Consider the following 25,580-nt stretch of genomic DNA (forward strand, 5'->3'; position numbering starts at 1 on the left):
CTTCAGACAGGCCAGATTTCCACATGAGTTAACACGGTTTTGGCAATGAAAAACAGAATCTGTATATAGTACAATCCATTTTATAAATGCTGGATGTGAAAAATTATTCAATCTAACATATGACACAGCCTCCCCTTTCAATCCTTTACGTCGATGATGAACCATTGTTGCGAGTTGCGACTGCAGAATTCCTGAAAAAATACCAGATGATTGTGGATACAGCATCATCCGGCCCGGAAGCACTCATTTCAATTGAGAAAAACCGGTACGATGCGATAGTTTCAGACTACCAGATGCCCGGTATGGACGGGATTGAACTCTTGCGGGCAATCAGGTGCAGATCAGATATCCCATTCATTCTTTTTACCGGAAGGGGAAGAGAGGATGTTGTCATTGAGGCAATCGAGAATGGAGCCGACTTTTATCTTCAGAAAGGAGGTCGTCCTACTCCACAATTCACCGAACTTACTCATAAGGTCAGAACAGCTGTTCAACGAAGAAGGGATGCCATACTACTTTCTGAAAATGAACTGAGATTCAAGTTGCTTATTCAGAATTCATCGGATATTATCAGAATTCTTGATAAGGATGGAATTATTATCTTTGATTCTCCTTCATCATCACAGATCCTTGGATATCCGGAAGGATATTTTATCGGGCGTAAGGCGTTTGATTTCATTCATCCCGATGATCAGAAACTGGTTATGTCTGATTTCCTGGATGTTCTGAATATGACCAATACTCATTCCCCTACTGAGTACAGGATTCGTAAAGCAGATGGGAGTTACCTCTTTGTCGAATCGATAGGATCAAATCTCCTGGGTGTTGCAGGTATCGACGGGATAATTACTACTACTCACTCAATTCAGAATCTGAAGACAGCCGAATATGAGATCAGGAAGATGGCTGACGATCTCTCTTCTGCATATGAGGAACTAGCAAAAAGTGAAGAGGAACTCAGGCAAAATTACCATATCCTAAAAGCTCGTGAAGAAGCCCTTGCAAAGAGTGAAGAGCGTTTCAGAAGTATGGCAGAGCGGTCATCAGATCTGATTATTCTTCTTGATACCAAGTTCTCTCCTTCATATGTATCTCCATCATCCAGGTTGATCACCGGCTATGATCCTGAGGAACTGATAGATCTGAAAGATCTATTCTCCAGGGTACTGTTTTCAGAAAATTCTGACGACTTTATGGCAGGTGTAAATAAGGCGTCTCATGGCGAACCTGTAGAGAATCTGGAACTACAGATCCAGAAAAAAGATAGAAATTTGGGCTATGTAAGTCTGAATATCGTACCTTCATTTGTTGATGATCTGCTGACCGGAGTTCAGATCTCTATCAGAGATATCACCCGTGCCAAACAATCAGAACTACAACTCCGGGAGAGTGAAGAGAAGTTCAGAACCCTGGTTGAATACTCGCTGGATGGCACACTGATTCTTGATCCAATAGGTAACATAAGATTTGCATCAACTGCTGCCGCAGAGATGGTTGGAGCTGACCACCCTGATGAGATCATCGGAAAGATAAACGTCATGGAGTTAGTTGCTCTTGAGTCTATTGATGATGTGATAAATGATTTTAAGACCGTCGCAAGCGGTATTGATGGATATATCGCACGGTACAAGATCATCACGATGAAGCAGGAGATTCGATGGTTTGAGAGTGTCGGAAAAACTATCTTCTTTCAGAATCTACCGTCAATTCTCATCTCTATACGTGATATCACTTCGAAAAAGCTGACTGAAGATGCACTGCAGAGGGCGTCAGAGGATATGGAGCAGATTATCAGGAACATGAGTTCTGCTTTCATCATATGGGAGTCTGTTTTTGATGAGATGGGTACTTTTGTCAGCTTCAGATTCGGGTACTTTAATGATGCCTATGCAGAGATCACCGCTTTGAATCTGGAAGAAGTCAGAGGAAAAGATATCTTTGAAGTATGGCCCGGGACCGATCAGAGTTGGGTGAATATCTACAGGTCTGTGGCTACAACCGGGATTCCCCGAGTTTTTGAGAAGTACCATGAACCCACCAGACGATGGTATCACTGCAATGCGTACCGTCCATCTGATTCTCCGGATCGTGTATGTGTTATCTTTAGTGATATTACAGAGCGGAGGGCTGATAAGTCAGCATTTGAAGCACTGGTACGGAGTATGGTCGGGACCACCGGTATCGAATCACTTTCTCTTATCACTGACACCATCAGTTTCTGGCTTGATGCAGATTGCGTCCTGATCGGTGAAGTTCTGCAGGATATAGATAGTGTACACGTTTTAGCAATGCACCTTGACAGGATGCCGGTTCAAGATTTCAGATATACATTCAAAGGATCCCCTTGTGAAAGTGTTATCAAGAATGGCTTCAGTGTCTATCCGGATGATGTTGCCTTGGATTTTCCCGACGATAAGGATCTCACAGATCTCAATATAAAAGGCTATCTCGGTACACCCCTGTATAATTCAGTAGGTGAAGCTTTTGGAATTCTCTGCATTTTATTCAGGAAACCTATTACGGTCTCTGACTCTCTACGGGAGATTATTGATATCATTGCTGTAAAAGCAGCAGCAGAGATAGAACGTGCCCATATTGAGCAGGAACTTGTGACAAGTAAAAATCTGCTCAACGAAGCCATGAGTATGGCAAAACTTGCAGTATGGGAGTATGATTCAGAAACAAACCGCTTCACCTTCAATGATCGGTTTTATGTATTATATGGAACCACGGCAGAGCGCGAAGGCGGATACCAAATGACTGCAGATCGATATGTCCGCGAGTTTGTCCATCCCAATGATTTTGAGCTTGTCAGGAGTGAAGTTGGAAAAGTGATGGATACTACAAATCCTTCATATATATCACATCTTGAACACCGGATTATTCGGAGAGATGGCTCTACTCGATCTATATCTGTCAGAGTTGCGGTCACAAGAGATTCATCAGGAAAACCCATCAAGACACATGGCGTAAACCAGGACATCACCGAACGCAAAGAGGCTGAAGAAAGGACGCAGAGGGCTAACAAGCAGCTTAATCTCCTTACAAACATCACCAGACATGATATCCTCAATAATGTTTCGATAGGCCACATTTACCTTGATTCTTTCCTTGAATCATGTACTGATCCAGTACTTAGTGATAATCTGGAGAAAGTTCGGCATTCAATCGAAGCAATCCAGTCACAGATAGAATTTACCAGGATTTATCAGGATCTCGGTTCTCATGAGCCACAATGGATCAGGCTAATGAAAACTATTCCATTTTCATCTGTTCCTGATTCGGTCACCCTTACTGCTAATATCAAAGAAGTTTCTGTCTTTGCCAATCCCATGTTGAGTGCAGTCTTCTTAAATCTTCTGGATAATTCGATCAGACATGGTGAGAGGGTAACCAGAATCAGAGTCATGACATATGAATCTGAAAATAATCTGATTATACAATGGGAAGATAACGGAATCGGAATCGTCACTGAAGATAAGGAAAAGGTCTTTAAACGGGGGTTTGGAAAGAATACCGGTATTGGATTATTTCTTGTCCGGGAAATTCTTGCATTTACTTCAATTACTATCAGAGAGATCGGGGAAGCTGGCAGGGGTGCACGGTTTGAAATAACCGTGCCATCTGGGACATTCCGAAGAACTGAAGAGGAGTAACCGGATTGGAGCGAGAACCAGAATGATCAACCATTAAGACGAGAAAACCCATATCCGATCAACACAGGTATGTACTAGGAATCGTATGAAGAACCACATTTTTATCAGTGCAGTACTGCTTGTCATGGCAGTTTTCATCGCCGGAGTATCAGCAGAAACTGTAGAAGATTATATGGCAAAGGGTGCTGCTTTTGATAACCAGCAGCGGTACACCCAGGCAATTGACTCTTACGATCTCGCACTTCAACTGAACGCCTCTAATCTCAATGCACAGTTTTGCAAATCACTTGATCTTTACAAGGCAAAACGTCTTTCTGAATCACTGGATAATTTTAAGAAGACCACAGACCTTGATCCCAAGAATGCAACTGCATGGTATTACCAGGGCAAGATCAACGAGGAACTGGGCAACAAGGATGATGCCCTTGATGCAAACAACAAAGCCCGGATGCTCGGGTACATTGTATAACGCCCATATCTTTTTTGGATCAATCAGATAGTAAGATCCGGAATTACAAGTTCTGGTCACAATGACCAGTATTTTTCTGAAGTAATCATCTATATCGATCCTGCCTGGGGCCCCGACGGGGCACCGTTGGGGTTTTTACCAGCCAGGTTGATTGAAACCTAACACGGGGTAGACATTGAAAAGGGATTTAATTTCTGAAGCTATGAATTGGAGCAGGAATCCTTCCACCACGATTGATGAAATCACTACAGCTGAACTTATTTACCTGCTGGACCGGTGCATGACCCAGAAGACCGCCGAACTCTACCATATCGCCGACATCTCTTCCAATCACCGGGATTAACCGTACAGCGGTTGTTTTCTGGTTGATCATACCGATTGCCGCTTCATCAGCGATTATCCCGGATATTGTTGATGCAGGTGTAGATCCCGGTATCGCTATCATATCAAGTCCGACAGAGCATACACAGGTCATTGCTTCCAGCTTTTCAAGTGTCAGGGCACCTCGGTTTACGGCATCTATCATCCCTTGATCCTCGCTTACCGGAATAAACGCCCCACTGAGACCTCCGACAAATGAACTTGCCATGACTCCTCCTTTCTTCACCTGATCATTTAGAAGGGCAAGAGCGGCAGTCGTTCCAGGTGCACCGACTGATTCAAGTCCCATCTCCTCAAGGATCTCTGCTACACTATCCCCAACCGAGGGTGTCGGTGCAAGAGAGAGATCGATTATACCGAACGGGATACCGAGCCGTTCTGAAGCAGCCTGTGCTACGAGCTGGCCTGCACGGGTGACCTTGAAGGCCGTCTTCTTGACAGTCTCGCAAAGGACCTCGAAGTCTTCACCTCTGACTCCTTCAAGTGCATGCTTGACCACCCCCGGTCCGCTGACACCGACGTTAATGATCGCATCGGCCTCTGAAATACCATGAAATGATCCGGCCATGAATGGATTATCATCCGGAGCATTGCAGAAGATAACAAGTTTTGTACATCCAAATGAATTATTATCTTTAGTAGCCTCTGCTGTCTCCTTTACGATGGTGCCCATGAGTTTTACTGCATCCATATTGATACCGGTCTTTGTCGACCCGATATTTACTGAACTGCAGACCCTTTCAGTATGAGCTAAGGCCATTGGGATGGAACGGATAAGATTCTCATCTGTCGTTGTCATCCCCTTCGATACAATAGCAGAATAGCCCCCAAGAAAGTTTACGCCCATATCAAGAGCAGCCTTATCCAGGGTTTTTGCTACTGAAATAAAATCACCCGTCGATTTGCATGCCTGACCTGCTATTAGTGCAATCGGTGTTACTGAAATCCTGGTATTTACTATTGGTATTCCATACTCACGCTCGATCTCTTTTCCGGTAGAGACAAGGTTTTTTGCCAACCGGGTTATTTTTGAATATATTTTCTGGTTTAAGGCCTTAAGATCTGAATCAGCGCAGTCGAGAAGACTGATGCCAAGCGTGATGGTTCTCACATCAAGCTTCTCCTGCTCAATCATTTTGTTGGTCTCATTGACCTCAAGAATATTTATCATAAGAATCCGTCAGATTCGATGCATCTTCGTAAAAATATCTTCACGCTGACACCTGATTTTAACCCCTATCTCGTCGCCGAGTCTTTCCAGGTCTGTTAGCATTTCAGAATACGGTTTTTGTAAGTGGTCGGTATCAACGATCATCATCATATTGAAGTAACCCTGTACGATCGTCTGTGATATATCCTCGACATTGACCTGGTTACTGGCAAGATATGTGCAGACCTTTGCAATGATGCCGACTGTATCCCTGCCGAGTACGGTGATTATTGTTTTTGTCATATGAATGAATAGTCCTGAAATAGTATTGGTGCTTACAGAAATTATACCTGATACAAAAGAATCGTTACGATTTGGTTATCTTGCAAGTTTTTTTCAGATCGATATCTATTGGAATTCTTTTCTTTTTTTGCTATAGGTACGCGATCTGGCAGGAAAAAAAGCGAGAGCAATATTATTACCTGAATTGCGCCCAAAAAATGATTATATCTATTTATGGAAGGCCGGTTGATGCCTTCAGATAGTGATAGCCCGCAAAGAAGAGCATGAATGCCAGAACTACGACAAGTGCCCAGACCAGTCTCATCATCCGGTCTTTGGGATCCATTTCACCATATCTGCCAGACCGCGATCTTCTGGTATCATTAACCTGAGATCCTCCATCAATCTCTGCACCACATTTCGGGCAAAATCGAGTCGAATCGCCTAATTTTTCACCACAACTTGGACAATACATGCTATCTATGAATAGTATAGGTTAAGAAATTTAATAATTCATGGGATTGGTCTCCTGTCGGCTTGTGGAACGCTATAGGATCTGCTAGTTTTATTCATGTACATGGGAACTCACAAAATAATTGGAATTTATGGATTGTATAGTATAATCAATATCAGACACAACAGGAGTTTCATATAATAACATTATCACGAGCATGTTGAGGGGGTAACCCCCCTGAATTGTAGGAAAAATGAATTGTAGGATTACTCTTTGAGTGAGTTATGCATTATTCTTTGCTAAACTCCTACTCCTGTCATCTGGAAGATGACGGTGTGATGAATAGTAGTAGCACTCCCCAACATATATAATTAACGAAGTGGCCATCGACATTTCACGAACACTATGAAAATATGACAACTCATTCTCTACCATTTTATCTATTGATATCACGATAACTTATCATTCGGACATAATTCTTATGAATCTGATATGCTATACCAAGGCATTAATTCTATTTCACAGGTAAATTACCCATCTCATATTCCTTTTTCTTGCTCCCTTTTTATTCCATGATCAGGCTGGACTTTCTCCAGAGATTTCCTTATACTTGATACTTATTTTGCTCTTCACCGATCAATATCTATAAGGTACACATGGCATATGTCCACCGGATAGAGATCCGTTATAAGGCAGACCCCCGCCTTACAGTCAGAACCGACCGGATTCGTTCACTTGGGATCCCAATCGAAGAACTCCATCTCGTCGATGTTTACACCATCTCCACGAACTCAAAAGATTTCACCCCTGAAGAACTGAAAGAGATCGGACTGCAACTGAGTAACCCGGTGGTACAGAAATTTACGGTGGACGAAGGCACTCAGGCATACTTTGACACAGCTATCGAGATCGGGTTCCTTCCCGGTGTGACAGATAATGTGGGCACAACTGCACGGCAAACCATCGAAGATTTTACTAAAAGAAAATTCGAACCAGGTGAAGCAGTATACTCCTCGCATCTGTATTTTGTGTGTGGAAAACTCTCTTCCGATACGCTAAAGGTGCTGGCCGCAACACTCTCAAACCCGCTTGTGAACCGTGTACATATTAAATCCCGGCAGGAGTATGGAACGAGTGGTATGGATCGTGTGGTTCCACTTGTTGAACTCCATGAACTTCCGACGGCTGAACCGGTTGATCTCAACCTTGATGATCAGGACCTCATCCGTATCGGGAAAGAAGGGATTATTGATCCAGTTACCGGTCAGCGAAGAGGACCGCTAGCCCTGGACCTGGCACAACTCCATGCAATCCGGGATTACTTTGATGGAAAAGAAAGAAGACCAACAGATGTTGAGATAGAGTCCCTTGCCCAGACCTGGAGTGAACACTGTAAACACACGATCTTTGCCTCAGCACTGGACGATGATGTACCAAAAGGCCTGTATAAGACATTCATCCAGGCTGCTACCAATAAGATCCGGACAGAAAGAGGGGATAAAGACATCTGCCTGAGTGTCTTTTCAGACAACTCGGGTGCAATAATCTTTGACGAGAAGTATCTCGTCACTCATAAAGTTGAGACCCATAACTCCCCGTCAGCACTTGATCCCTTTGGTGGTGCCCTCACCGGTATAGTTGGAGTGAACAGAGACACCATCGGATTCGGACTTGGGGCAAAGCCTTGTATCAACATATATGGGTTCTGTGTCGGTGACCCTGAAACCAGCCCGGTTCTCTTCCGTGGCAAAGACCAGTCGAATCCGATTCTGTCTCCACGCCGTATCCTTGACGGGGTTGTTGCAGGTGTTGGTGTGGGCGGGAACTGTTCTGGAATTCCTACTCCGCAGGGCTTTGTATGGTTTGACGAACGTTATTGTGGCAAACCACTGGTCTTTGCCGGCACTGTCGGCCTCATGCCCCGGGAAGACGGAGAACGAAAGCTCTACGAGAAACAGGCTTGTCCTGGAGATCTCATCGTCGTGATCGGTGGCAGGGTCGGGAAGGATGGAATTCATGGTGCAACCTTCTCCTCTGAAGCCTTGGATCCCGGGAGTCCGGTGACTGCTGTTCAGATCGGAGATCCGATAACCCAGAAGAAGGTATCAGATGTAATCGTCAAAGAAGCCCGTGATAAAGGGCTGTATACCAGTATTACTGACAACGGTGCCGGGGGGATATCCTGTTCAGTAGCAGAGATGGCAAAAGAGTGTAACGGATGTCATATCTGTCTTGATAAAGTTCCTTTAAAATATCCGGGTATGGCATCGTGGGAGATCTGGATCTCTGAATCACAGGAGCGGATGACTCTTGCAGTACCGCCAGAAAAGATCGATGAGCTCATGGATCTTCTTTACCGCAGAGAGGTTGAAGGAACGGTTATCGGAACATTTACTGATACGGGACGCTGTGTTGTCGAGTTCAACGGTTCTGTTGTGATGGATATCGAGCTCGCATTCCTTCATGATGGCCTTCCTGCAAAACATCTCATTACAGTCAGATCATCACCGGATGCCGGTGGATTAGAACCAGGATGCCCGGAGAATCTCGGTGACACCCTGAAAGCGATGCTTCAGCGAAAGAACATCTGCTCAAAGGAGTTTATCTCGATACAGTATGATCACACCGTGCAGGGAGGACATGTTCTTGGACCGGTCCAGGGAGTCGGCAGAGTTCAGGGTATAGCTACCCTGACAAAAGTGGTTGCTTCTTCGAAAAAAGGTGTCGGCCTTTCCCAGGGGCTTTTCCCATCGTACTCAGAGATCGACTCGTATCGTATGGCTATTGCTTCTATTGATACTGCCATACGAGGGCTAATCGCCATCGGTGTTCCGCTAGAGAATATTGCGATTCTTGACAACTTCTGCTGGTGTTCATCAGATGAACCTGAACGACTTGATCAGTTGAAAGCCGCTGCACAGGGATGTTATGATGGAGCAACCGGATTTATGACTCCGTTCATCTCCGGAAAAGACAGCATGTTCAACGATTTCTCAGGGTTTGATGCCGAAAACAACCGGGTCCGTGTCTCTGTTCCTCCAACCCTGCTGATATCGTCTATCGGAGTTCATCCTGATGTGACAAAGGCAGTCTCAATGGATATAAAGATAGACGGAGATCTGGTCTATCTTATTGGAGAGACTGCAGAAGAACTTGGAGGTTCAGAATATTTTGCACACCTCTGTGCAGATGGAATTGGCACGATTCCGCAGATTGAGATTCCGGCAATGAAAGCCCGTTATGAAAAACTGACATCTGCCATTCTCCATGACCTTGTCGCTTCAACTTATCCGGTTACACATGGTGGTCTTGCTGTAGCCCTTGCTAAAATTTCAATGGCCGGAAGACTAGGAATGGATATTACCATTCCAGGGGGAATAAGAGCAGACTACCTGCTCTATTCAGAGACACTTGGGAGATTTATCGTCACAATCGCACCTGACAATAAACGATCCTTCGAACGAACGATGGGTCCTGATGCAACCCTGATTGGACGGGTAACCGGAAAGAACCTCCAGATTTCAGGAAAAACGATGCTGCTATCTGTACCGGTCAGCGAACTTGAACATGCATACAAGAAACCGTTCGGAGGGTACTAAATGACTCCTGCTGCATCCTACGCTCGGGCAGATTCACCGGTCGATATGATCCCTGACAAGGCACTCATCATGAGCGGGTACGGGATCAATTCAGAGATGGAGACTCAGGAGGTTCTGGCCCGTGCAGGTATGGATTCTGATATCGTACACATCAACGATCTTATCGATCGAAAGAGAGTGCTGTCAGATTACCGGCTCCTTGTATTTCCCGGAGGATTTTCGTACGGTGATGATACAGGTGCGGGAAATGCCTATGCAAACCGGGTCAGAAACAATCTCTGGAATGATCTCACAGAATTTCTCGAAGGAGAAAACTTTGTGCTTGGAATCTGTAACGGATTTCAAATATTGGCAAATCTTGGACTCGTACCAGCATTCGACAAACAGCTCATACGTGATATCGCCCTGATGCCAAACCGCAAGGGTGTGCTCGAATGCCGGTATGTCACTATCAAACCTGCTGCTGAAAATATCTGGACCAAGGGTATTGAAAAGATAGTCTGCCCGGTATCTCATGGGGAGGGGAATTTTTCATGCTCAAAAGAGACTCTTGCAAAACTTCAGATCCAGAAGATGATCGCATTCACCTACTGTAAAGAGGATTTGAAGTCTGCAAACGGAGAATATCCATTCAACCCCAACGGCTCAGTCGCTGATATCGCCGGAATCACTTCTGCAGACGGAAAAGTGTTGGCTATGATGCCACATCCTGAACGTGCAATGGAGTTTGTCAACACATATGACTGGACTCTGCAGAAAGAGAAGATGAAACGGCAGGGAATTCATATTCCTGATGAATCACTAAATATGAAATTATTCAAAAATATCGTAGGATATTTCAGGTAAACATTGAGATACCCCGATCATGATTGTATTCTACAGGGGATAGAATACCTGATTATTTCTACAATCCCTTTTTGATTTGGTAAGTTCACACAGATAACATCCTTTTATATCCGGTTTAGTGCAATATCCGGGTTTCCTTGTGACAAACCAACTATGAACATCAGATAAGGATTTGATATTTATTTGACCTGACCCGACAAGACAGCATCCTTTTTTGTCCAGTGCCCATATCGGATACCTTTCCAATCCGGTAGGGATAGGTTCTGTTGGAAGTCGTGACAACTCAACCAGGTCCTGTAGCCGTTCAGGGTGTCCGGCCTTCTCGATGTCTGACAGGGTTGCATAGAGTGTGGATATCTTTTCATGATCCCAGTTCTTTAAATTGGTTTTTAACCGTTCTAAGATCTGTTTGATCGCTTCGCTTTTCGTCAATGGTTTTTTACCATTATCCCAGATGACATCACCATTTTCATCAACTTGTATTGCTGATGCCGTGAGTATGTGCAACTGAGGCAGATCTGTTATTTTTACCCCCATAATTATTCTTCAAACATCAATTACCAGAGTTATATTGCGGGTTCTGCTAGAAAATTGTACTCATAAAAATATCAAGATTGATTGGATCCATTATGGTTGGACTATGTAATTATTTTGTAATCTCCCTTACAATCATTAAATCCGGGTATATCATGTTCAATCCAAAGAAAAATCCTGTCCACCAGATCCTGGTCATATGCAGGGATTGCATAGGATGCTGATAGTGTCATGATATCATCAAAAGTTGAAAGGAGAAAGAAGAATCCTGGTGGCTGAAAGAATCCCGGAAGAAAGTAGGCGTTCCGGACGGACAGGCTGCCGGGACCGATCTGGCCATGGGTGAATATTCCAGTATTTGAGAATATGGTTGTTTTCCTTCCTGCATTACTGATGTTCTTCCATGCTGCATCAATTATTTTTCTGGCCGCATCGTATCCTGTATCTGCCAAGGTTTCCGCTTCAACTGCCTCCTTAATACCCGGGTTTTGAGATTTTATCCTGTTCATAATGATATTGACCCGTTTCCCGGTTTCTTCAAGCGATTCACCGTGTTGTACTGGTATCTGTACTTCAAAAGCTGTAGATACATTCAGTAATGAACGTTCTGGGATAACAGGAAGATATCTGCGAAGATCGATGGTCGTATACATCGGCACCGATATTTCAGATCTCGCACAGGTAACGGAAAATATCGCCCGGGACAGAACTGCAATTATGAGATCATTCACCGTAATCCCCCAACGCTTCCGGGTATCATGGATTATTGATGCCCGGCTTTGGTCAAAGGTCAGAATGGAATATTGAAAATTATCTGTATGAAGAGACTGAAGCGGTATGGTTATCGGGGAACACCATCCAATATCCCCGTTATGAGAATCTCTCTTCACTGGTTGAGTGATGGAAGAAAACCGGGGCAATTCCCTTGAGCTGATCGCAGACACGGAGATCTCACTCATGGGTCCTGACTGATATTCTTCATATAACCTCATGATAAGTCCGGAAAAATCTTTGAGACCCCGGGCATCATAACGATATGATGGACAGTAATGACAAGTATGCCTCGGGTTTTATCAGAATTTTCAATTATTACGATAGTAAACAGGTTTCCACGGTCTGGATCCAAAGGATACGAAAGAGCGTGATGGAGCAGATTGGCAGGATTTGAGGAGGATAATCGATGGATATGATCGTTGATACAAAAATCAGAACACTCCTGCCAGAAGAGCGTATCCTGATCCCTGATTATCCTGCATCTCACTATTGGATGAGCAAGAGTTGCCCTATCCACTGCTTTATTCAGAATCTCATATCGTATTTTACTATCCAGGTCTATTACCTGGTGGATAACCTGATTTGAGAATGTACAGAAGAGGTCTGTTGTAAGATCAAATGCATTTACCTGGTATCGTTCTTTTGAATCAGGCTGATGAGATGTATTGTGCATTTCGTTCAAATTATGAATTATTTAAAGTCATTACTCAGTTCTCCCTTTATTTATTGGATCTCAGGACGATTTGATAATCAGATCTACGGGGATATATTATACAAACTATTATATTTTTAACCTTTCTGCTAATAGTAGAGTACAAAAATGACATCAGAAGAGCTAGATGAGAAACACTATGTTGAATACTTCTTAAGTGGTACAAATTACTTCTTCATCGCATTTGAACTCGTTTTATCATTTATCCTTGTGATAAACCTAGTTGTCCTATGCAGAGAACTGTTGAACTATTTCCATATATTATTCAATGAGATGAATGCCGAGGACCTCCCTTTAACCATTATCAAAAATAATTTTTCAGTCATCGAACTGATAATGGCAAGTATTATCATCTATTTCTTAATGATGGGAATATATGAGATTTTTATTAAGGACAGGTTTACTTATCGCTTTTGGGTAGATAAAAACTATAAAGAGATCAATCTGGCGAAATTTAAAAAGTATCTAAGCGGGCCGTTTTTATTATCAGTCAGTTCCACAGTCGTCATTATTCTGTTAAGTTCGATCATCGAATTATACCAGATTGGAAAAGGCAGTATACCTCTGGATTCTGCTAATGCAATTGAAGCAGGACTTGTGCAAATAACCGGAATATTAGTAATATCTATAGCATTACTTTGTCTGGGTAAATTTATGCTGATTGAGAAGGATTTCGAATAAATTCAAATATTTTACTGGATCTGTGGAGAAGCAATACGTCTTCAACTTATAAGTCCGGTCCGATGATATAACCAGATTAAATATTTTTCAGATGGTTGCTGTACATATCAAAAAAGGTTGAAATTTCCTGGAATCTAATTACCAGCCGTACCAGTAATAGTACCAGTAATTGTACCAATAATTGTTCCAGTAGTAGTTGAAATAGTCCCAGTAATAATTCCACCAATAATAGTTGTCATAACAGTAGTAGCAGTACCCATTATCTGCTGCTACTGATGGAATTCCAACTGATAATCCACCCATAGCAAGCAGAACTATAACTACAAATAAAACATTTTTCCTCTCCATAATCTGATATTAAACAATGTACTATGATAAAGGTTGTTATGAACAATCGATAGGTTGGGCATATTTTAAAAAATGATTATGTTAATATTTTATTTATACGATAATTATATTAAAATATAGCATATTATCTTTTGAAATTCTGTTTAATTGAATAATTATAAATTTTTAATTTTGCGTGCTCATTGGGATATGGTTTACACTTTTTCAGAAAAGAGATTGAGGGAGTTACTCAATAAGGCTATTTTCCAACTGAAGACCTTCTTGTTACTCAGTTATACATATTGTATTGAAGAGAAAGATTAAATAAACCATTGAACTTATCACGTATATTGTGTTCCCTTTTCAGATATTAGATCCCGACTTATAAGATTCTTATCTTCCTTTGAATCCCATTTTCATGAGATTACGTTTCTCTATCAATTCCGTATCACAACAACTTTCAGCAGATTGATGGTTTGATTGTCAGGGAGTAATGAACTGTACAAAGATCTAATTGTATCATATTCATACTCCGGATGCATATAAATTTTTGATACCTTTCAGTTTGAATCCTTTGATTTTTGCTTCAAATCGACAGTTAAGGATACTTCGGCAGTCATATATATTTTCTTTCCTCATATTGAGTATGTTTTTGAAACCCGCCATATTTCTAATATTATCATTTTGTCTCATACTTACTCTTATAATTCCTGTAATTGCTGATGAACCAGCATCTTCTTTAAAAGGTCTAACCTGGGTAACTGAAGAGTATCCTCCATTCAACTTTCATGACAATGGTACTCCATCTGGTCTTATGGTAGACCTGATTTCAGCCATATCTCGAAAAGCAGGCGATGAGATTCCATCTGATTCATTCATCTTCCTTCCCTGGAATGAAGCATATCAGAAGGCATGTAATAACTCCGGTACTGTAATCTTTGCGATAGCCAAAACACCGGACCGCGAGAATCTCTTCAAATGGGTCGGACCGGTTCTTTCCTACAACATCTTTCTGTATTCCCAGAGAGGAAAAAATATCATCATTACCAATAATGACCAACTATCGAAGTACAAGATCGGATCTGTCGCTGATGATGTGGCGATCGATGATCTGATTCAGGCCGGAATTAAAAAGGAGGATATCATCACTGATACCGATCCCCGGGTTCTTGTTCATGATCTTGAGGATGGAACAATCGACCTCTTTGCATATGGAGACCTTGCAGCAAATTATTACATCAAAAATGTAACTGGAAATTCAGCATATTACAAATTATCAGGTCGTATTGGGTCAGTTCCAATCTATATCGGGTTTAATAAGAATACTTCTGATACTCTGGTTGAGAAATTCAATAATACATTTGAAGAGTTAAAAAAGACTCCAATAGATGGTGGTATGAGTGATCTGGATCAGATTGTTTCATCCTGGATGCTTGGTGACGGGCTTTCTCATACTACATATCTCACTGAGGGATATTACCCATACACATTCATAGAAAACGGTACTCCAAAAGGGATATCAATAGATATTCTTCGAAGTATTGTTTCACAGTATGGTGCAGAGATTCCTGATGATCATTTCAACTTCGGCCCCTGGGAGGACGTATATAAGAAGGCTATGACCCAGAATGGCACTGCTCTTGCTATCCTTGGCCGGTCACCGGATCGAGAGGATTTATTCAAATGGGCCGGAGCGGTTGACCATACACCGGTTGTTATCTTCACGCTTCGCGATTCTGCTGAAAAGTTCAGAAATGTCAGCCCGTCAGAGATGAAGATAGCAACCATAACTGATGATATTGCAGCAACAACACTTGTGAAGGCCGGTGGGAAGGATATTGTGTACTCAAGCCAGCCTGAAGAACAGATTCAGATGCTTGAGAACGGTTCTGTAGACGGCTGGGCTTATGCACTCCTTCCAGGTCGCCAACTGGTAAGTCAGTACGCGACAAATGCATCTGACATAGTTCCAGTCCAGACCTTGAAGAATTATGATTTCTATATTGCATTTAACCGAAATGCTTCATCACAAATTGTTAGTTCACTACAGGATTCAATGGATCTTCTCAGGTCTGAAAAGGACACAAACGGGGTTAGTATGTATGACCAGATCCTGTATCGGTATACGCAGCCTGCCTTTTCAGATTCAAATCTGACAGTTCAGGAAGTAATCGATCTGGTGAACCAGACCGTTGCCGATCTTGCCCGGGATGCCCCGGAAACTATCAAAAATATAAATTCAGGTCAGCATCCATACAAAGATGCAGAAAAACCAGAGCTCTATGTCTTTGTATATGATCCTGATGTGAACATGATCGCCCATGCCGATAACGCCAGAATGGTCGGAATAAACTATCACAACAAGGTGGATGTTGCCGGGGTTCCTTTCAGGGACCAGCTTGTCCAAACAGCCCTTAAAAACGGAACCAGTTGGGTGGATTATATCTATAGTAGCCCTGCTGAAACGGGTCTGTTCTGGAAGACTACCATGAGCCAGATTGCAACCGGCAGTGATACAAAGACGTATATTGTCTGTTCCGGGATGTACACAACCCAATGAACAGACCGATTAATGATGCTAATCTGTGAATTATCCTACATTCACCTTTCTTCAACTTTTAGTTTATAGTACCTGATCGATGAACGTACTCTGAATTTTCCATTATCAGAATTTATTTTAAAAATCCGACAATAACAGGTTTTTAAATTCTATCTTTCTCATTTCATCCCTGTTAATGCATACGGATGAATTTATCCACCCGCACACCCTAGGTAAATTAGTTGATCATTTATGGCGGTGTATGAACCAATAACAAAGGTGAACCTCGAACGTATAACAAACGGAGTATTCGGGTTTACAATGACACTGCTTGCCAAGGATATTATCACCCCTGATCAATACGCAAAAGCAGCATCCATCACCGTAGATCAGTTTTTTAACAACACTATCCTCTCAATTCTCGACTTTACAGGGGTATTTATTCTACTTGTAATGTTCTGGATGCTTTTTTTCCAGATGTTTCACCGAATGAAGACGTATGATTACCATTTTATCCACGTGCATATGCTGGCTCTGATGGCCGTCGTACTGATTCCATTCTCCTCGCAATTTAGTAATCTTGCAGACACCTTGACTTTTGCCGATTATTTCTTTCAGATCAATTTTCTGATGCTCGGTATAATCCTGGTTTATTTATGGAATTATGCCAGATCCAATCCGGAACTCCTTACACCGGAATTACCTAAAGAAGATGCTCAATTTCTCTTTCACAAGTGTTTTGTTCCTGTGATTGTTGCAATAATAGGGATTATCTGGATTACGATAGGTATCGAGTATTCCGAGATCATTTCATTCCTACCTTTCATTATTCTAGGAGTTTTTTTCAGGAATCCCCCGATAAAACAGGATTAATCGGTGATTGATGTAGGTTGACCCTGCCTTCACAACCATTATCACCTTGTATCTTTTCTTTTACTTATGTCTCATTGGTCAGTATGGGTCCTGGTACTCGTAATTATGCAAGTATTTTTGGGTGGAATTATCGCATATGCTGATAATCCAACGAGTTCTGATAAAAGCTTGGTATCATCCGGTGAACAATCACAAACAGATAAAGACCATATAGCAGCCTCAAATAACAAATTTTCATATAATTTGTTTTCAAATTTGAGTCACGATCCGTTTAGTGCAAATAAAAATCTATTCTTTTCTCCATTCTCTGTTTTTTCTGCCCTAGCGATAACATACGAGGGAGCACGCAATTCAACTGCAGAGGAGATGAGATCAGTCTTATATCTCCCCCAAAATGATGCAGCCAGAAGAGATGGATTTTTAGAGTTAAACTCCAGAGTTAATAGTCCGGGCACAGACTACAATCTTACAAATGGTAATGCCCTCTGGGTTGAGAGAACATATCCCATTCTCGACGATTACCTGAATACATCCAGGACCTGGTACAGTGTCAATGCCTCGAATCTTGATTTTAAATCCAATCCTTCAGGTTCAGCGGGAGAGATCAATACATGGGCTGAAGGAGAGACTGCACATAAGATACAGAAATTGGTTGATCCTGACACTCTCTCACCTGATACAAAACTGATAATCACCAACGTAATCTATTTCAAAGGATCCTGGGCATACCCGTTTGATAAAAATAAGATCGAAAATGATCTGTTCAACTTATCTGATGGGAGATCTGTCCCTGTAATGATGATGCATAATAGTCAAAACCATGTTGAATATAATTATATAGAAAATGAAGATGTTCAGGTCCTGGAACTGCCATATGCCAATGGAAAAGAGAGGCATCTATCTATGGTTATTCTTCTCCCAAAAACTTCGAACATGTCTGCAGCGGAGATGGTTCTTGATCCTGGTACATTTAGTCAATTACAAAAAGAAATGGTAAAGAAAAAGGTTCAGATATCTCTTCCAAAATTTACGATTCATGAACGCTATGACCTCTCTCAAGTACTCTCCTACTTGGGAATGTCTGATGCATTTTCTGATAAAGCTGACTTTTCAGGGATAGATGGAACTCATAATCTGTATATCAGCGATGTGGTTCATTCGTCCTATGTGGATGTCAACGAAGAAGGGACTGAAGCAGCTGCAGGAAGTGGTGTTGTCCCGGCAACACTATCGATAGAGAAGAATCCGGTTTTCAGGGCTGATCATCCTTTCATTTTTGTCATCAGAGATTCAGAAACTGGGGTTATTCTCTTTATCGGAAAAATGATGAATCCTGCTTCTTAAATCTTTATTTCATACATAAACCAATTTAATCTTTTTTTGAGAAAATGTTGGGTATCGCCAGATAATACCCCAAATACCCAATTTTTAAACCCATCAGGATTACTGTGAAGATTGAAATCAACCTTACCTGTGCAGTAGAGATAAATACATCAAAATTTCTATGCTCTCATATGAGGTACATGACAAGTTCCCATATTGTCATATTCATCATCATTATGGTGATGGGATAGCTGATCACTATCCCCTGTCTTTGTCAGGGAGTTAATACTGAAGATTCAGAGAGTAATGATACCATCGATTCTGGAGTGGTTGAATCATCTGCGACAACTATCCATGAAACATCGCAGAATTTATCAACCCAAAAGACCACATGGAAACCAGGGGTTACCTCTCTTTCTAACCTGACCCCTGAACAAAAGAAAAAAATAGACAGTCTTCTGAAACATTCGATAAATCAATCGGTTGTTTCGTCAACTACTCCAATCAAGGTTCCGGCAAACCTTCCGGAGTCTTTTGACTGGCGAAATAACAATGGTGACTGGACGACACCAGTTCATGATCAGGGTGAAGAATGTGGCAGTTGTTGGGCATATGCCGCTGTCAGCGTTCTGGAATCATACCTGAAGATAAAAAGCCATAATTCAAACCTTAAGGTCGGGCTTTCAGAGCAGTATCTTATATCATGTGATAAAGAAGACAGCGGGTGTGATGGCGGTGACTTTGAGACCGCGATGCCATCTCTTGTTGATTCACCCGGACCTGATGGTGTCGTTGGTGTGATGTCAAGAGAAGAGTATCCCTATACTGAACTCCAGGACACCTGTAAGAATCTATCAGGTATGAAGCGGTATCATGCTGATAAATGGGCATATGTAAATGCCACGTCTGACGAGGGCATTGAGAATTCAGTCCCCCCGGTGAATGAGTTAAAAGCGGCGATTTTTCTTAAAGGACCTATTGCGGTGGGAGTCCAGGATGATGATGACTTTGACGATTATTCTGGTGGAATATTCTATAGTGATGTAGCCTATGACGATACCAATCATGCAGTAGTCCTGGTCGGGTGGGGCAATGAAGACGGAGAAGAATACTTCATTGGCAAGAACAGTGCCGGAACCAATTGGGGCGAAGACGGATGGTTCCGAATAGATGTCTACTCAAATCGAATTGGTGAAGGAGCCGTCTATCTTGATTCTGCCTGATAGAATCTCTTGAGTATCTTACAAAATCTGTTTTAATTTTTTTTTGACCTCTCAATTACTTGAGTGGGTTACAAAAAAAAGGGAGTTACTATGAAGCAACCGGGTTGATTATTATCGTTCCGGCGATCATTGCAAGATTTTGGACTCCGGCGGAAGCGTCATCCATAGTCTTGTAAAATCCAGAAGTGATTGAAACCTTCTGATCAGTGCTGAATACGTAAATACCCGCTGTAGTATCTCCTTTAGTACCATACATCATGACACCATCAGATACAGTTACCGGGTCTTGTTCCAGGGGTGTTATACCTGCTCCTTCCATGAAACTGTTAAGGAATAATTTCGCAGTTTCGTTGGAAAGTTGCTTTCCAAATGGGTTGTCCATAACATAGATCGCATATGAGGTGCTTGGGTCCGTCGTGTTTGTAAGAATTGTGGCAGGACCAACCCCTGAATCCTGTGTTGCTTCAGTTATTCCGGGTGGAATCATAACTGAATACGTAGTTGTAGAAGAGGCATTTACCTGAGACTCGTTGACTTCAATCTTTTTCCATCCGGTAAAGTCAATATCAGCCATTGCTCCAGTTATCCCGATCATGAAAACTAAGAGCATAATTGTTAGTTCTTTGTTCATGTTACACCTCAGTTAAACATAAGATACTCATACTTTCAGGAGATAAATTTTGGTAACTGTAAGACAAAGAAGCATTTTATTTTATAAAAACCCCAACGGTGCCCCGTTGGGGGCCCCAGGTAGGACCGGTGAAAAGGACTTTTTCATGCAAAAATATTTTTAGACTATTATTTTTTTAAAATAGATTTATCCAAATTTAATAAATATAATATTTTATCAATTTTGCATGAAAAAAGTCCTTTTCATCAGTCCTGCCTGGGGAACCCAACGGGGTACAGTTGGGGTTTTTAAATGTAAACATATAAAAATTGTAAAAAATTATCAGAGCATTATGCCAAAGTTTTCTTTAAAAACCAGGCCATGTTCTGTCCGAGAGATTTCATAGATTCAAGGCCAGTAGTATCTGATTTCACATCTCCTGGCTCAAAGCCCATACCTATGTTCCAATATGTCGATCCCACAGTAAACATACCGCTGATACCAAAGAGATGATTTATTGTATCAAATGCATGGGTTGCCCCAGCCCGGCGGACAGCAACTACTGCTGCTCCTGCTTTTCTATTCAATGTTCCTTCGTTTGCCATGGCAACTAAACCTGCACGATCAATCAGTGCTTTAACCTCAACAGTAACGTCTGTGAAATACGTCGGAGTCCCTATGAGAATACCATCAGCTTCAATCATCTTCTGAATGCACTCATTCACAAAATCGGTATCAATTGCACACCGGTTGTTCTTCTTTTCAAAACATTTCATACAGGCAGTACATCCATGAACCAGTTTACCTCCGATTTGAATTATCTCGGTTTCTATGCCCTCTTTGTTGAGTTCATCACAGACTGTTTTAAGCAGAATGCTGGTGTTTCCTTCCTTTCTTGGGCTTCCATTAAATGCAATAACTTTCATTTTACCTTTCCCTGATTACCAACTATTCATGTAGCATAATCCATGTAAACCTTGATAATCCGTATAAGTACTGCTCAAATTGAGATCAGGTAATGTCTTGATCTTAATCTCTGTAGAAATTACGCAGATTTAAGATATTCATTCAAAGTACCGATTGAATTATGAATAATCTTATTCATTACACAGGTATACTTACATTATCTGATTGACGCTCACTGCCTTGAACAATAGTATCTATTCAAGTGCTATGTCTTCATAGGAACTAAAGTGTTAAATTATGCACAGTATGAAATTTAAGATATAATCTCTAAAATGGTACTAATGGAGAATAAAAAGAAAAAAAGAGAATATGCCTGTCCTGTGGAGGCTGCTATAGATATTATCGGTGGAAAATGGAAACCTGTAATTCTTTGGCATATCAAAGATAAACCGATGAGATTCAATGAAATCCGTTCGAGTTTGCCTAGTATTACCCAGGGTATGCTGACTCGTCAGCTTCGGGAACTTGAGGAGGACAAGGTCGTTAACCGGAAGGTATTCGCAGAAGTTCCTCCCCGTGTGGAATACTCACTTACCAACTTTGGGTTAACCATCATTCCAATCCTGAATGATCTCTGTGAATGGGGGAAAACATACCTGACTCTAAACCAGATAGAACTAGATTATACTGAATCCTGTCCCTCTTTAAAAAGTAAAGAAGAGGGTAATAGTTCGTAATTACGATAATGCTGACGAATTAAAGTAGTATTTTTCATATTCTTCAATCTTTTATGAGACTGTTGTATTGGGCTTCTTGAGATTTCATATTTTATAGGCATTCCCCTATAAAACTAAACAATATTGTTAAACGGTTGTGCGCTTATCTATGATCTGGACGTGTTGAAAGGATGAGACATACCTGTATTGTTGGATTATTGATAATATGTATGGTTTTTAGTGTTTTTTGTGTTGTTGCAGAGAATAAATCTAGCAGCACCTCTGACAAACAGCCCTCATGGACTGGAGTTTGGCAGAGCCTGCGATACAATGAAACATTGGTACAGAATGGCAGTTCAGTAACCGGGACATATGTTCCCTTTATGCCTTCTGTAAACGACACCGGAATACTTAACGGAACTATTTCCGATAATGAATCGGTAGTTAATGGAGTATGGAGTGAATCCGGGGAAATTACTCTTACTCGCAATGATGATAATTCTACCCTTGATGTTCTCTGGGCATATGATGATCAGAGTGAACAATTCAAGAAATCGGAAGGGGTTGATACTCTCTACGGCACCTGGAACTCTCCTAATCTGACATTATCTCTTCAAGTAGATGGGTCAGCAGCATCTGGGGTATATCGATCCCTTAGTCCGATCACAAATGTCGGTGGATATCTGAATGGAACCATCTCACAGGATGGCAAGAAGGTCACCGGTACATTTGTAGAAGCAGGAAATTTCACTTTTGCATTAGCAAAGGATGGTTCCTACTTTAATGGAACATACAGTTATGGTTCAGAACCGGTAAAAGAGGATGATACCTGGAATGCTATCCGATTATCTTAACCAGTATACTCTTTTTTTCCACATAATCAGCCTCTTGTAGATATTTCTTCTCGATACTATTGCAACAGACGCTAGATGTACTTTTTTTCTGTCCCACAAGTGAAGATACCCATCCCCGTGTTTTTACAACTTATAATGATACAGAGATTGTTGCTTATAAAAAAGGAGTTCAAAGATAAAATTACGATACAACTATTGCATTTGGAATTCTCAGGCTACCACCAAAGTTCGCATTTCTGAGAGAGAGCGTGATCGAATAAGAACCTGCAGTTGTGTACATATGTAAGGGGTTCTTCTTTCTCACCCATTCGAAAAATCGTCTATACTATCTGTCATTTGATACCAATCATAGAATTCATCTTTCCCCCCATCTCCCATGAGACAAATCCAGAAGAGACATACTAAGGGTATATCATTGCGTGGATATTATAAAACTATGTCTTTATATATCGAGGGCGATTTTTAAAAAATGGAATTGGCAAATTCTAAAAAGGCAATAGAGGTGAATCAATGGTTAGATAGTAAGGTTTCCTTCCCGTACGATCTTTCCACCAGATATCTCTATCTTCTCAATTGGTGAATTGCTCTGGTATCCATTCCCATAATCTGCGACCAATCCAATTCCGTATATTCCATCAGGAAGAATGTCATGAACCATCTCGACAGGTCCCTTGAGAGAAAGCGACCCTGTTGAGATCCAGTTCTGGTCAGTCCCTTCCTGTTGTATCAGAGGTGCATACGTGTTTATCGTATCTCCTGCTTTGGGTTCTAGCAGAGTCCGGGATAGCAATATTTCTCCATTATCTTCGATTGTATAAGGTCTGAAATCGAGATCTGCTTCTCTGACACTGGGATCTATGTAAGCCGAGAGGTAAATGGTATTATTTTCTCCATTCTGGATAAGGTTTACTTTTGAAGAGAACTGAACAATCCCATCATCGGTCATATCTTCATATGATAAACCGAGTAGGGCGTGATTGTCTGGATCGGCAGTATCTTTCAGGTAATACCATGTTCCATCCCACTCAGGAATTGAGAATTTTCCAGATGCATCCTCCATTGCCGGAATATTTCCTATTTCCGTGATTTGGTCATCTGTTGGATCATAGGCATAGTATCCAATCCAGACCGATGCTGTGTCACTGGTATCCTCAATTATGTATTCGTTTTCTCCGGTACTATTGAGGGCAGGTTTATCTGTATCACTTGCAAGTTTTTTCAGGAAATCTTCAGTAAAGGAATCCCAGGCGGGTGATACCTTGGCATTTACTCCATCCTCTACATACATATCATGTGTTGTGCCCTGTGGATCCAGAATAGAGAGACCTTTCGCGTCCGTGATATATTTGTCATGTCGTTCATAGACAATGGCTTTGGCTACCGAATCGTTCACAGAAGAACTTGAGGAACCTGAATCCTGAACATGAGAGATCAGATACTGGAGTAATAATGGAAGATCTAGACTCGTTCCCCCTTCATCCCCTGGTTCCTGGGCAAATTTCGTCGTGTTCCGATATGCTTTTCCAAGAACTCTCAGTCCGTTCTCCTCTTCAAGTATCTTATTTAGTGATACACCGAGTTCATCCAACCTGGAAACAACATCTGGAATTTGCTTTAGATCTATAATGGCGAGGGTTCGTCCCCCGTCACCTGATGCATTTACATAAGAATCCACGATTGTTCTGCAAACAGTCAGAGGATTTTGCGATGGATTCTGGGCCAGAACTTTCATCCATGTATCGTATGTCCATCCGGAACCTGGTTCTGTCTCTTCTGAGCCAACGAAATATGTTCCAAAGGGAGATAAGGCCGAAGTGACCTCAAGTTCACTCATAAGACATGCATCAAAGCCTATTACATCGGACTTAAAATTGGTCTCCTTGAAAGCAGTTTGAATATCTGATACATTCTCTTTATTTCCCGTTATTTCATCAGACCCATATCCCTGATAACCGCTACCATGATCCCAGAAGATCATGTAGGTGGTATTTCCACTCCATCGATCTTTGGTCCATTCAATAAATGCTTTTAATCCGGCTTGGGAACCCATATCCAGAGAAGGGTTTGAATAACTACTGATGTTGTCATCTCCGATTACACCATTCTCAAGGTCCTTCTTTATTTGATCATATGTGGCGATTGTCATCCCTTTCCAGCCGGACTTATTTGCTCCTCCATATGCCACAATAATCTGGAGATCATCTGGAACAATATCACCAGCTCCTTTAATCATCTCTTTGATATTATCTGTGGCTGCCCCTCCTTCAGATTCCAGGTCACTTCCGACCATATATACCATAACCAGTGATTTTGTATTTGTCTGATTCAGTTCTCCCGGTTCAGATATTCCAGACACAGAATTAATCATGGAGATTAGTATCAGAAATGTAATTATTATCCAGATCAGGCGGAAAAATCTCATATTCTCCTTACTCCTAATTTCCCAGTTAATCAGAAATCTGATTACAGGTAATACGTAGTCAGTAAATAACCACTTAATCTTATTCACTGAGGACAAATTAATTGAAACGTCCTTAATGATCATACTGAACTTTAAGCTGACTATTGAAAACCGATAGATATGTCCTACAGATAGGAGAATATCTCCTTAATGTACTCATTCTCTGTAATTGAGAAAGTTACCAGAATCATGTATCCTGCTTAAGACATT

The 25,580-nt window shown here is 41.6% G+C and carries 22 protein-coding genes; 11 read left to right on the plus strand and 11 right to left on the minus strand.

What is annotated here, in order from left to right; all coding sequences use genetic code 11:
* The first annotated feature begins 119 nt into the window (after positions 1-119).
* Entirely contained in the window at positions 120-3,656 is a 3,537-nt protein-coding gene (locus ACHZA2_RS17040) for a PAS domain S-box protein (RefSeq protein ID WP_319580701.1), read from the plus strand.
* A gap of 85 nt (positions 3,657-3,741) precedes the next feature.
* A complete protein-coding gene (locus ACHZA2_RS17045) occupies positions 3,742-4,125 on the plus strand; it encodes a tetratricopeptide repeat protein (RefSeq protein ID WP_319580702.1) in 384 nt (127 codons plus the stop codon).
* Positions 4,126-4,312: 187 nt separating this feature from the next.
* On the opposite strand, the gene ACHZA2_RS17050 is transcribed toward ACHZA2_RS17045, so the two are convergent.
* The 3 genes from ACHZA2_RS17050 to ACHZA2_RS17060 form a co-directional block, all read right to left on the minus strand.
* Complete coding sequence (locus ACHZA2_RS17050) at positions 4,313-5,677, minus strand: PFL family protein (protein ID WP_319580703.1); 1,365 nt, start codon at positions 5,675-5,677, stop codon at positions 4,313-4,315.
* Between the two features lie 9 nt (positions 5,678-5,686).
* On the minus strand, positions 5,687-5,959 hold the full coding sequence (locus tag ACHZA2_RS17055; RefSeq protein ID WP_319537705.1) for an ACT domain-containing protein: 273 nt from the start codon (positions 5,957-5,959) through the stop codon (positions 5,687-5,689).
* A gap of 211 nt (positions 5,960-6,170) precedes the next feature.
* Positions 6,171-6,413 carry a zinc-ribbon domain-containing protein gene (locus ACHZA2_RS17060; RefSeq protein WP_394698616.1) on the minus strand — a complete coding sequence of 81 codons (243 nt, stop codon included), beginning with the start codon at positions 6,411-6,413 and terminating at the stop codon, positions 6,171-6,173.
* Between the two features lie 635 nt (positions 6,414-7,048).
* Between ACHZA2_RS17060 and ACHZA2_RS17065 the strand changes: the two genes are divergently transcribed.
* Entirely contained in the window at positions 7,049-9,991 is a 2,943-nt protein-coding gene (locus ACHZA2_RS17065; RefSeq protein WP_319580704.1) for an AIR synthase-related protein, read from the plus strand.
* A complete protein-coding gene (locus ACHZA2_RS17070) occupies positions 9,992-10,837 on the plus strand; it encodes a phosphoribosylformylglycinamidine synthase subunit PurQ (protein ID WP_319580705.1) in 846 nt (281 codons plus the stop codon).
* 30 nt (positions 10,838-10,867) lie between these two features.
* Here ACHZA2_RS17070 and ACHZA2_RS17075 read toward each other — a convergent pair whose 3' ends face one another.
* The 3 genes from ACHZA2_RS17075 to ACHZA2_RS17085 form a co-directional block, all read right to left on the minus strand.
* Entirely contained in the window at positions 10,868-11,344 is a 477-nt protein-coding gene (locus ACHZA2_RS17075) for a hypothetical protein (RefSeq protein ID WP_319580706.1), read from the minus strand.
* 131 nt (positions 11,345-11,475) lie between these two features.
* Positions 11,476-12,330 carry a hypothetical protein gene (locus ACHZA2_RS17080; RefSeq protein WP_319580707.1) on the minus strand — a complete coding sequence of 285 codons (855 nt, stop codon included), beginning with the start codon at positions 12,328-12,330 and terminating at the stop codon, positions 11,476-11,478.
* Positions 12,331-12,359: 29 nt separating this feature from the next.
* On the minus strand, positions 12,360-12,818 hold the full coding sequence (locus tag ACHZA2_RS17085; RefSeq protein WP_319580708.1) for a hypothetical protein: 459 nt from the start codon (positions 12,816-12,818) through the stop codon (positions 12,360-12,362).
* A 147-nt stretch (positions 12,819-12,965) separates the two neighbouring features.
* Here ACHZA2_RS17085 and ACHZA2_RS17090 point away from each other — a divergent pair, with 147 nt between their 5' ends.
* Positions 12,966-13,538 (plus strand): hypothetical protein, encoded by a 573-nt coding sequence (locus ACHZA2_RS17090; protein ID WP_319580709.1) that lies wholly within the window; start codon positions 12,966-12,968, stop codon positions 13,536-13,538.
* A gap of 138 nt (positions 13,539-13,676) precedes the next feature.
* Here the strand turns inward: ACHZA2_RS17090 and ACHZA2_RS17095 are convergent, their stop codons facing one another.
* Together ACHZA2_RS17095 and ACHZA2_RS17100 are read right to left on the minus strand one after the other, a co-directional pair.
* On the minus strand, positions 13,677-13,841 hold the full coding sequence (locus ACHZA2_RS17095; protein WP_394698617.1) for a hypothetical protein: 165 nt from the start codon (positions 13,839-13,841) through the stop codon (positions 13,677-13,679).
* Positions 13,842-14,390: 549 nt separating this feature from the next.
* The gene (locus ACHZA2_RS17100) at positions 14,391-14,648 is read right to left on the minus strand and encodes a hypothetical protein (RefSeq protein WP_319580711.1); all 258 of its coding nucleotides are present in this window, start codon (positions 14,646-14,648) and stop codon (positions 14,391-14,393) included.
* 31 nt (positions 14,649-14,679) lie between these two features.
* Here ACHZA2_RS17100 and ACHZA2_RS17105 point away from each other — a divergent pair, with 31 nt between their 5' ends.
* The 4 genes from ACHZA2_RS17105 to ACHZA2_RS17120 all read left to right on the plus strand — a co-directional run bounded on the left by ACHZA2_RS17105 (position 14,680) and on the right by ACHZA2_RS17120 (position 19,823).
* Positions 14,680-16,425, plus strand: a complete 1,746-nt coding sequence (locus tag ACHZA2_RS17105) for a cache domain-containing protein (protein ID WP_319580712.1) — start codon at positions 14,680-14,682, stop codon at positions 16,423-16,425.
* A 258-nt stretch (positions 16,426-16,683) separates the two neighbouring features.
* Entirely contained in the window at positions 16,684-17,277 is a 594-nt protein-coding gene (locus ACHZA2_RS17110) for a TMEM175 family protein (RefSeq protein WP_319580713.1), read from the plus strand.
* Between the two features lie 66 nt (positions 17,278-17,343).
* Entirely contained in the window at positions 17,344-18,621 is a 1,278-nt protein-coding gene (locus ACHZA2_RS17115) for a serpin family protein (protein ID WP_394698618.1), read from the plus strand.
* Between the two features lie 305 nt (positions 18,622-18,926).
* Positions 18,927-19,823 (plus strand): C1 family peptidase, encoded by an 897-nt coding sequence (locus ACHZA2_RS17120; protein WP_319580715.1) that lies wholly within the window; start codon positions 18,927-18,929, stop codon positions 19,821-19,823.
* Positions 19,824-19,911: 88 nt separating this feature from the next.
* Here ACHZA2_RS17120 and ACHZA2_RS17125 read toward each other — a convergent pair whose 3' ends face one another.
* Entirely contained in the window at positions 19,912-20,454 is a 543-nt protein-coding gene (locus ACHZA2_RS17125; RefSeq protein ID WP_319580716.1) for a hypothetical protein, read from the minus strand.
* Positions 20,455-20,783: 329 nt separating this feature from the next.
* Positions 20,784-21,359 carry a flavodoxin family protein gene (locus ACHZA2_RS17130; RefSeq protein WP_319580717.1) on the minus strand — a complete coding sequence of 192 codons (576 nt, stop codon included), beginning with the start codon at positions 21,357-21,359 and terminating at the stop codon, positions 20,784-20,786.
* Between the two features lie 321 nt (positions 21,360-21,680).
* Between ACHZA2_RS17130 and ACHZA2_RS17135 the strand changes: the two genes are divergently transcribed.
* On the plus strand, positions 21,681-22,076 hold the full coding sequence (locus tag ACHZA2_RS17135) for a helix-turn-helix domain-containing protein (protein ID WP_319580718.1): 396 nt from the start codon (positions 21,681-21,683) through the stop codon (positions 22,074-22,076).
* A 209-nt stretch (positions 22,077-22,285) separates the two neighbouring features.
* Positions 22,286-22,909, plus strand: a complete 624-nt coding sequence (locus ACHZA2_RS17140; protein WP_319580719.1) for a hypothetical protein — start codon at positions 22,286-22,288, stop codon at positions 22,907-22,909.
* A 514-nt stretch (positions 22,910-23,423) separates the two neighbouring features.
* Here the strand turns inward: ACHZA2_RS17140 and ACHZA2_RS17145 are convergent.
* Complete coding sequence (locus tag ACHZA2_RS17145) at positions 23,424-25,265, minus strand: clostripain-related cysteine peptidase (protein ID WP_319580720.1); 1,842 nt, start codon at positions 25,263-25,265, stop codon at positions 23,424-23,426.
* Between the last annotated feature and the right edge of the window lie 315 nt (positions 25,266-25,580).

Origin of the sequence: uncultured Methanospirillum sp. (assembly GCF_963668415.2) — an archaeon.
Lineage (GTDB): Archaea > Halobacteriota > Methanomicrobia > Methanomicrobiales > Methanospirillaceae > Methanospirillum.

What these genes read in the sequence shown, in the direction of transcription:
- ACHZA2_RS17040 (WP_319580701.1), top strand. Translation starts at nt 120, where the DNA reads ATGACACAGCCTCCCCTTTCAATCCTTTACGTCGATGATGAACCATTG.
- ACHZA2_RS17045 (WP_319580702.1), top strand. Translation starts at nt 3,742, where the DNA reads ATGAAGAACCACATTTTTATCAGTGCAGTACTGCTTGTCATGGCAGTT.
- ACHZA2_RS17050 (WP_319580703.1), bottom strand. Translation starts at nt 5,677, where the DNA reads ATGATAAATATTCTTGAGGTCAATGAGACCAACAAAATGATTGAGCAG.
- ACHZA2_RS17055 (WP_319537705.1), bottom strand. Translation starts at nt 5,959, where the DNA reads ATGACAAAAACAATAATCACCGTACTCGGCAGGGATACAGTCGGCATC.
- ACHZA2_RS17060 (WP_394698616.1), bottom strand. Translation starts at nt 6,413, where the DNA reads ATGTATTGTCCAAGTTGTGGTGAAAAATTAGGCGATTCGACTCGATTT.
- ACHZA2_RS17065 (WP_319580704.1), top strand. Translation starts at nt 7,049, where the DNA reads ATGGCATATGTCCACCGGATAGAGATCCGTTATAAGGCAGACCCCCGC.
- ACHZA2_RS17070 (WP_319580705.1), top strand. Translation starts at nt 9,992, where the DNA reads ATGACTCCTGCTGCATCCTACGCTCGGGCAGATTCACCGGTCGATATG.
- ACHZA2_RS17080 (WP_319580707.1), bottom strand. Translation starts at nt 12,330, where the DNA reads ATGAGTGAGATCTCCGTGTCTGCGATCAGCTCAAGGGAATTGCCCCGG.
- ACHZA2_RS17085 (WP_319580708.1), bottom strand. Translation starts at nt 12,818, where the DNA reads ATGCACAATACATCTCATCAGCCTGATTCAAAAGAACGATACCAGGTA.
- ACHZA2_RS17090 (WP_319580709.1), top strand. Translation starts at nt 12,966, where the DNA reads ATGACATCAGAAGAGCTAGATGAGAAACACTATGTTGAATACTTCTTA.
- ACHZA2_RS17095 (WP_394698617.1), bottom strand. Translation starts at nt 13,841, where the DNA reads ATGGGTGGATTATCAGTTGGAATTCCATCAGTAGCAGCAGATAATGGG.
- ACHZA2_RS17105 (WP_319580712.1), top strand. Translation starts at nt 14,680, where the DNA reads ATGGTAGACCTGATTTCAGCCATATCTCGAAAAGCAGGCGATGAGATT.
- ACHZA2_RS17115 (WP_394698618.1), top strand. Translation starts at nt 17,344, where the DNA reads ATGTCTCATTGGTCAGTATGGGTCCTGGTACTCGTAATTATGCAAGTA.
- ACHZA2_RS17125 (WP_319580716.1), bottom strand. Translation starts at nt 20,454, where the DNA reads ATGAACAAAGAACTAACAATTATGCTCTTAGTTTTCATGATCGGGATA.
- ACHZA2_RS17130 (WP_319580717.1), bottom strand. Translation starts at nt 21,359, where the DNA reads ATGAAAGTTATTGCATTTAATGGAAGCCCAAGAAAGGAAGGAAACACC.
- ACHZA2_RS17135 (WP_319580718.1), top strand. Translation starts at nt 21,681, where the DNA reads ATGGAGAATAAAAAGAAAAAAAGAGAATATGCCTGTCCTGTGGAGGCT.
- ACHZA2_RS17140 (WP_319580719.1), top strand. Translation starts at nt 22,286, where the DNA reads ATGGTTTTTAGTGTTTTTTGTGTTGTTGCAGAGAATAAATCTAGCAGC.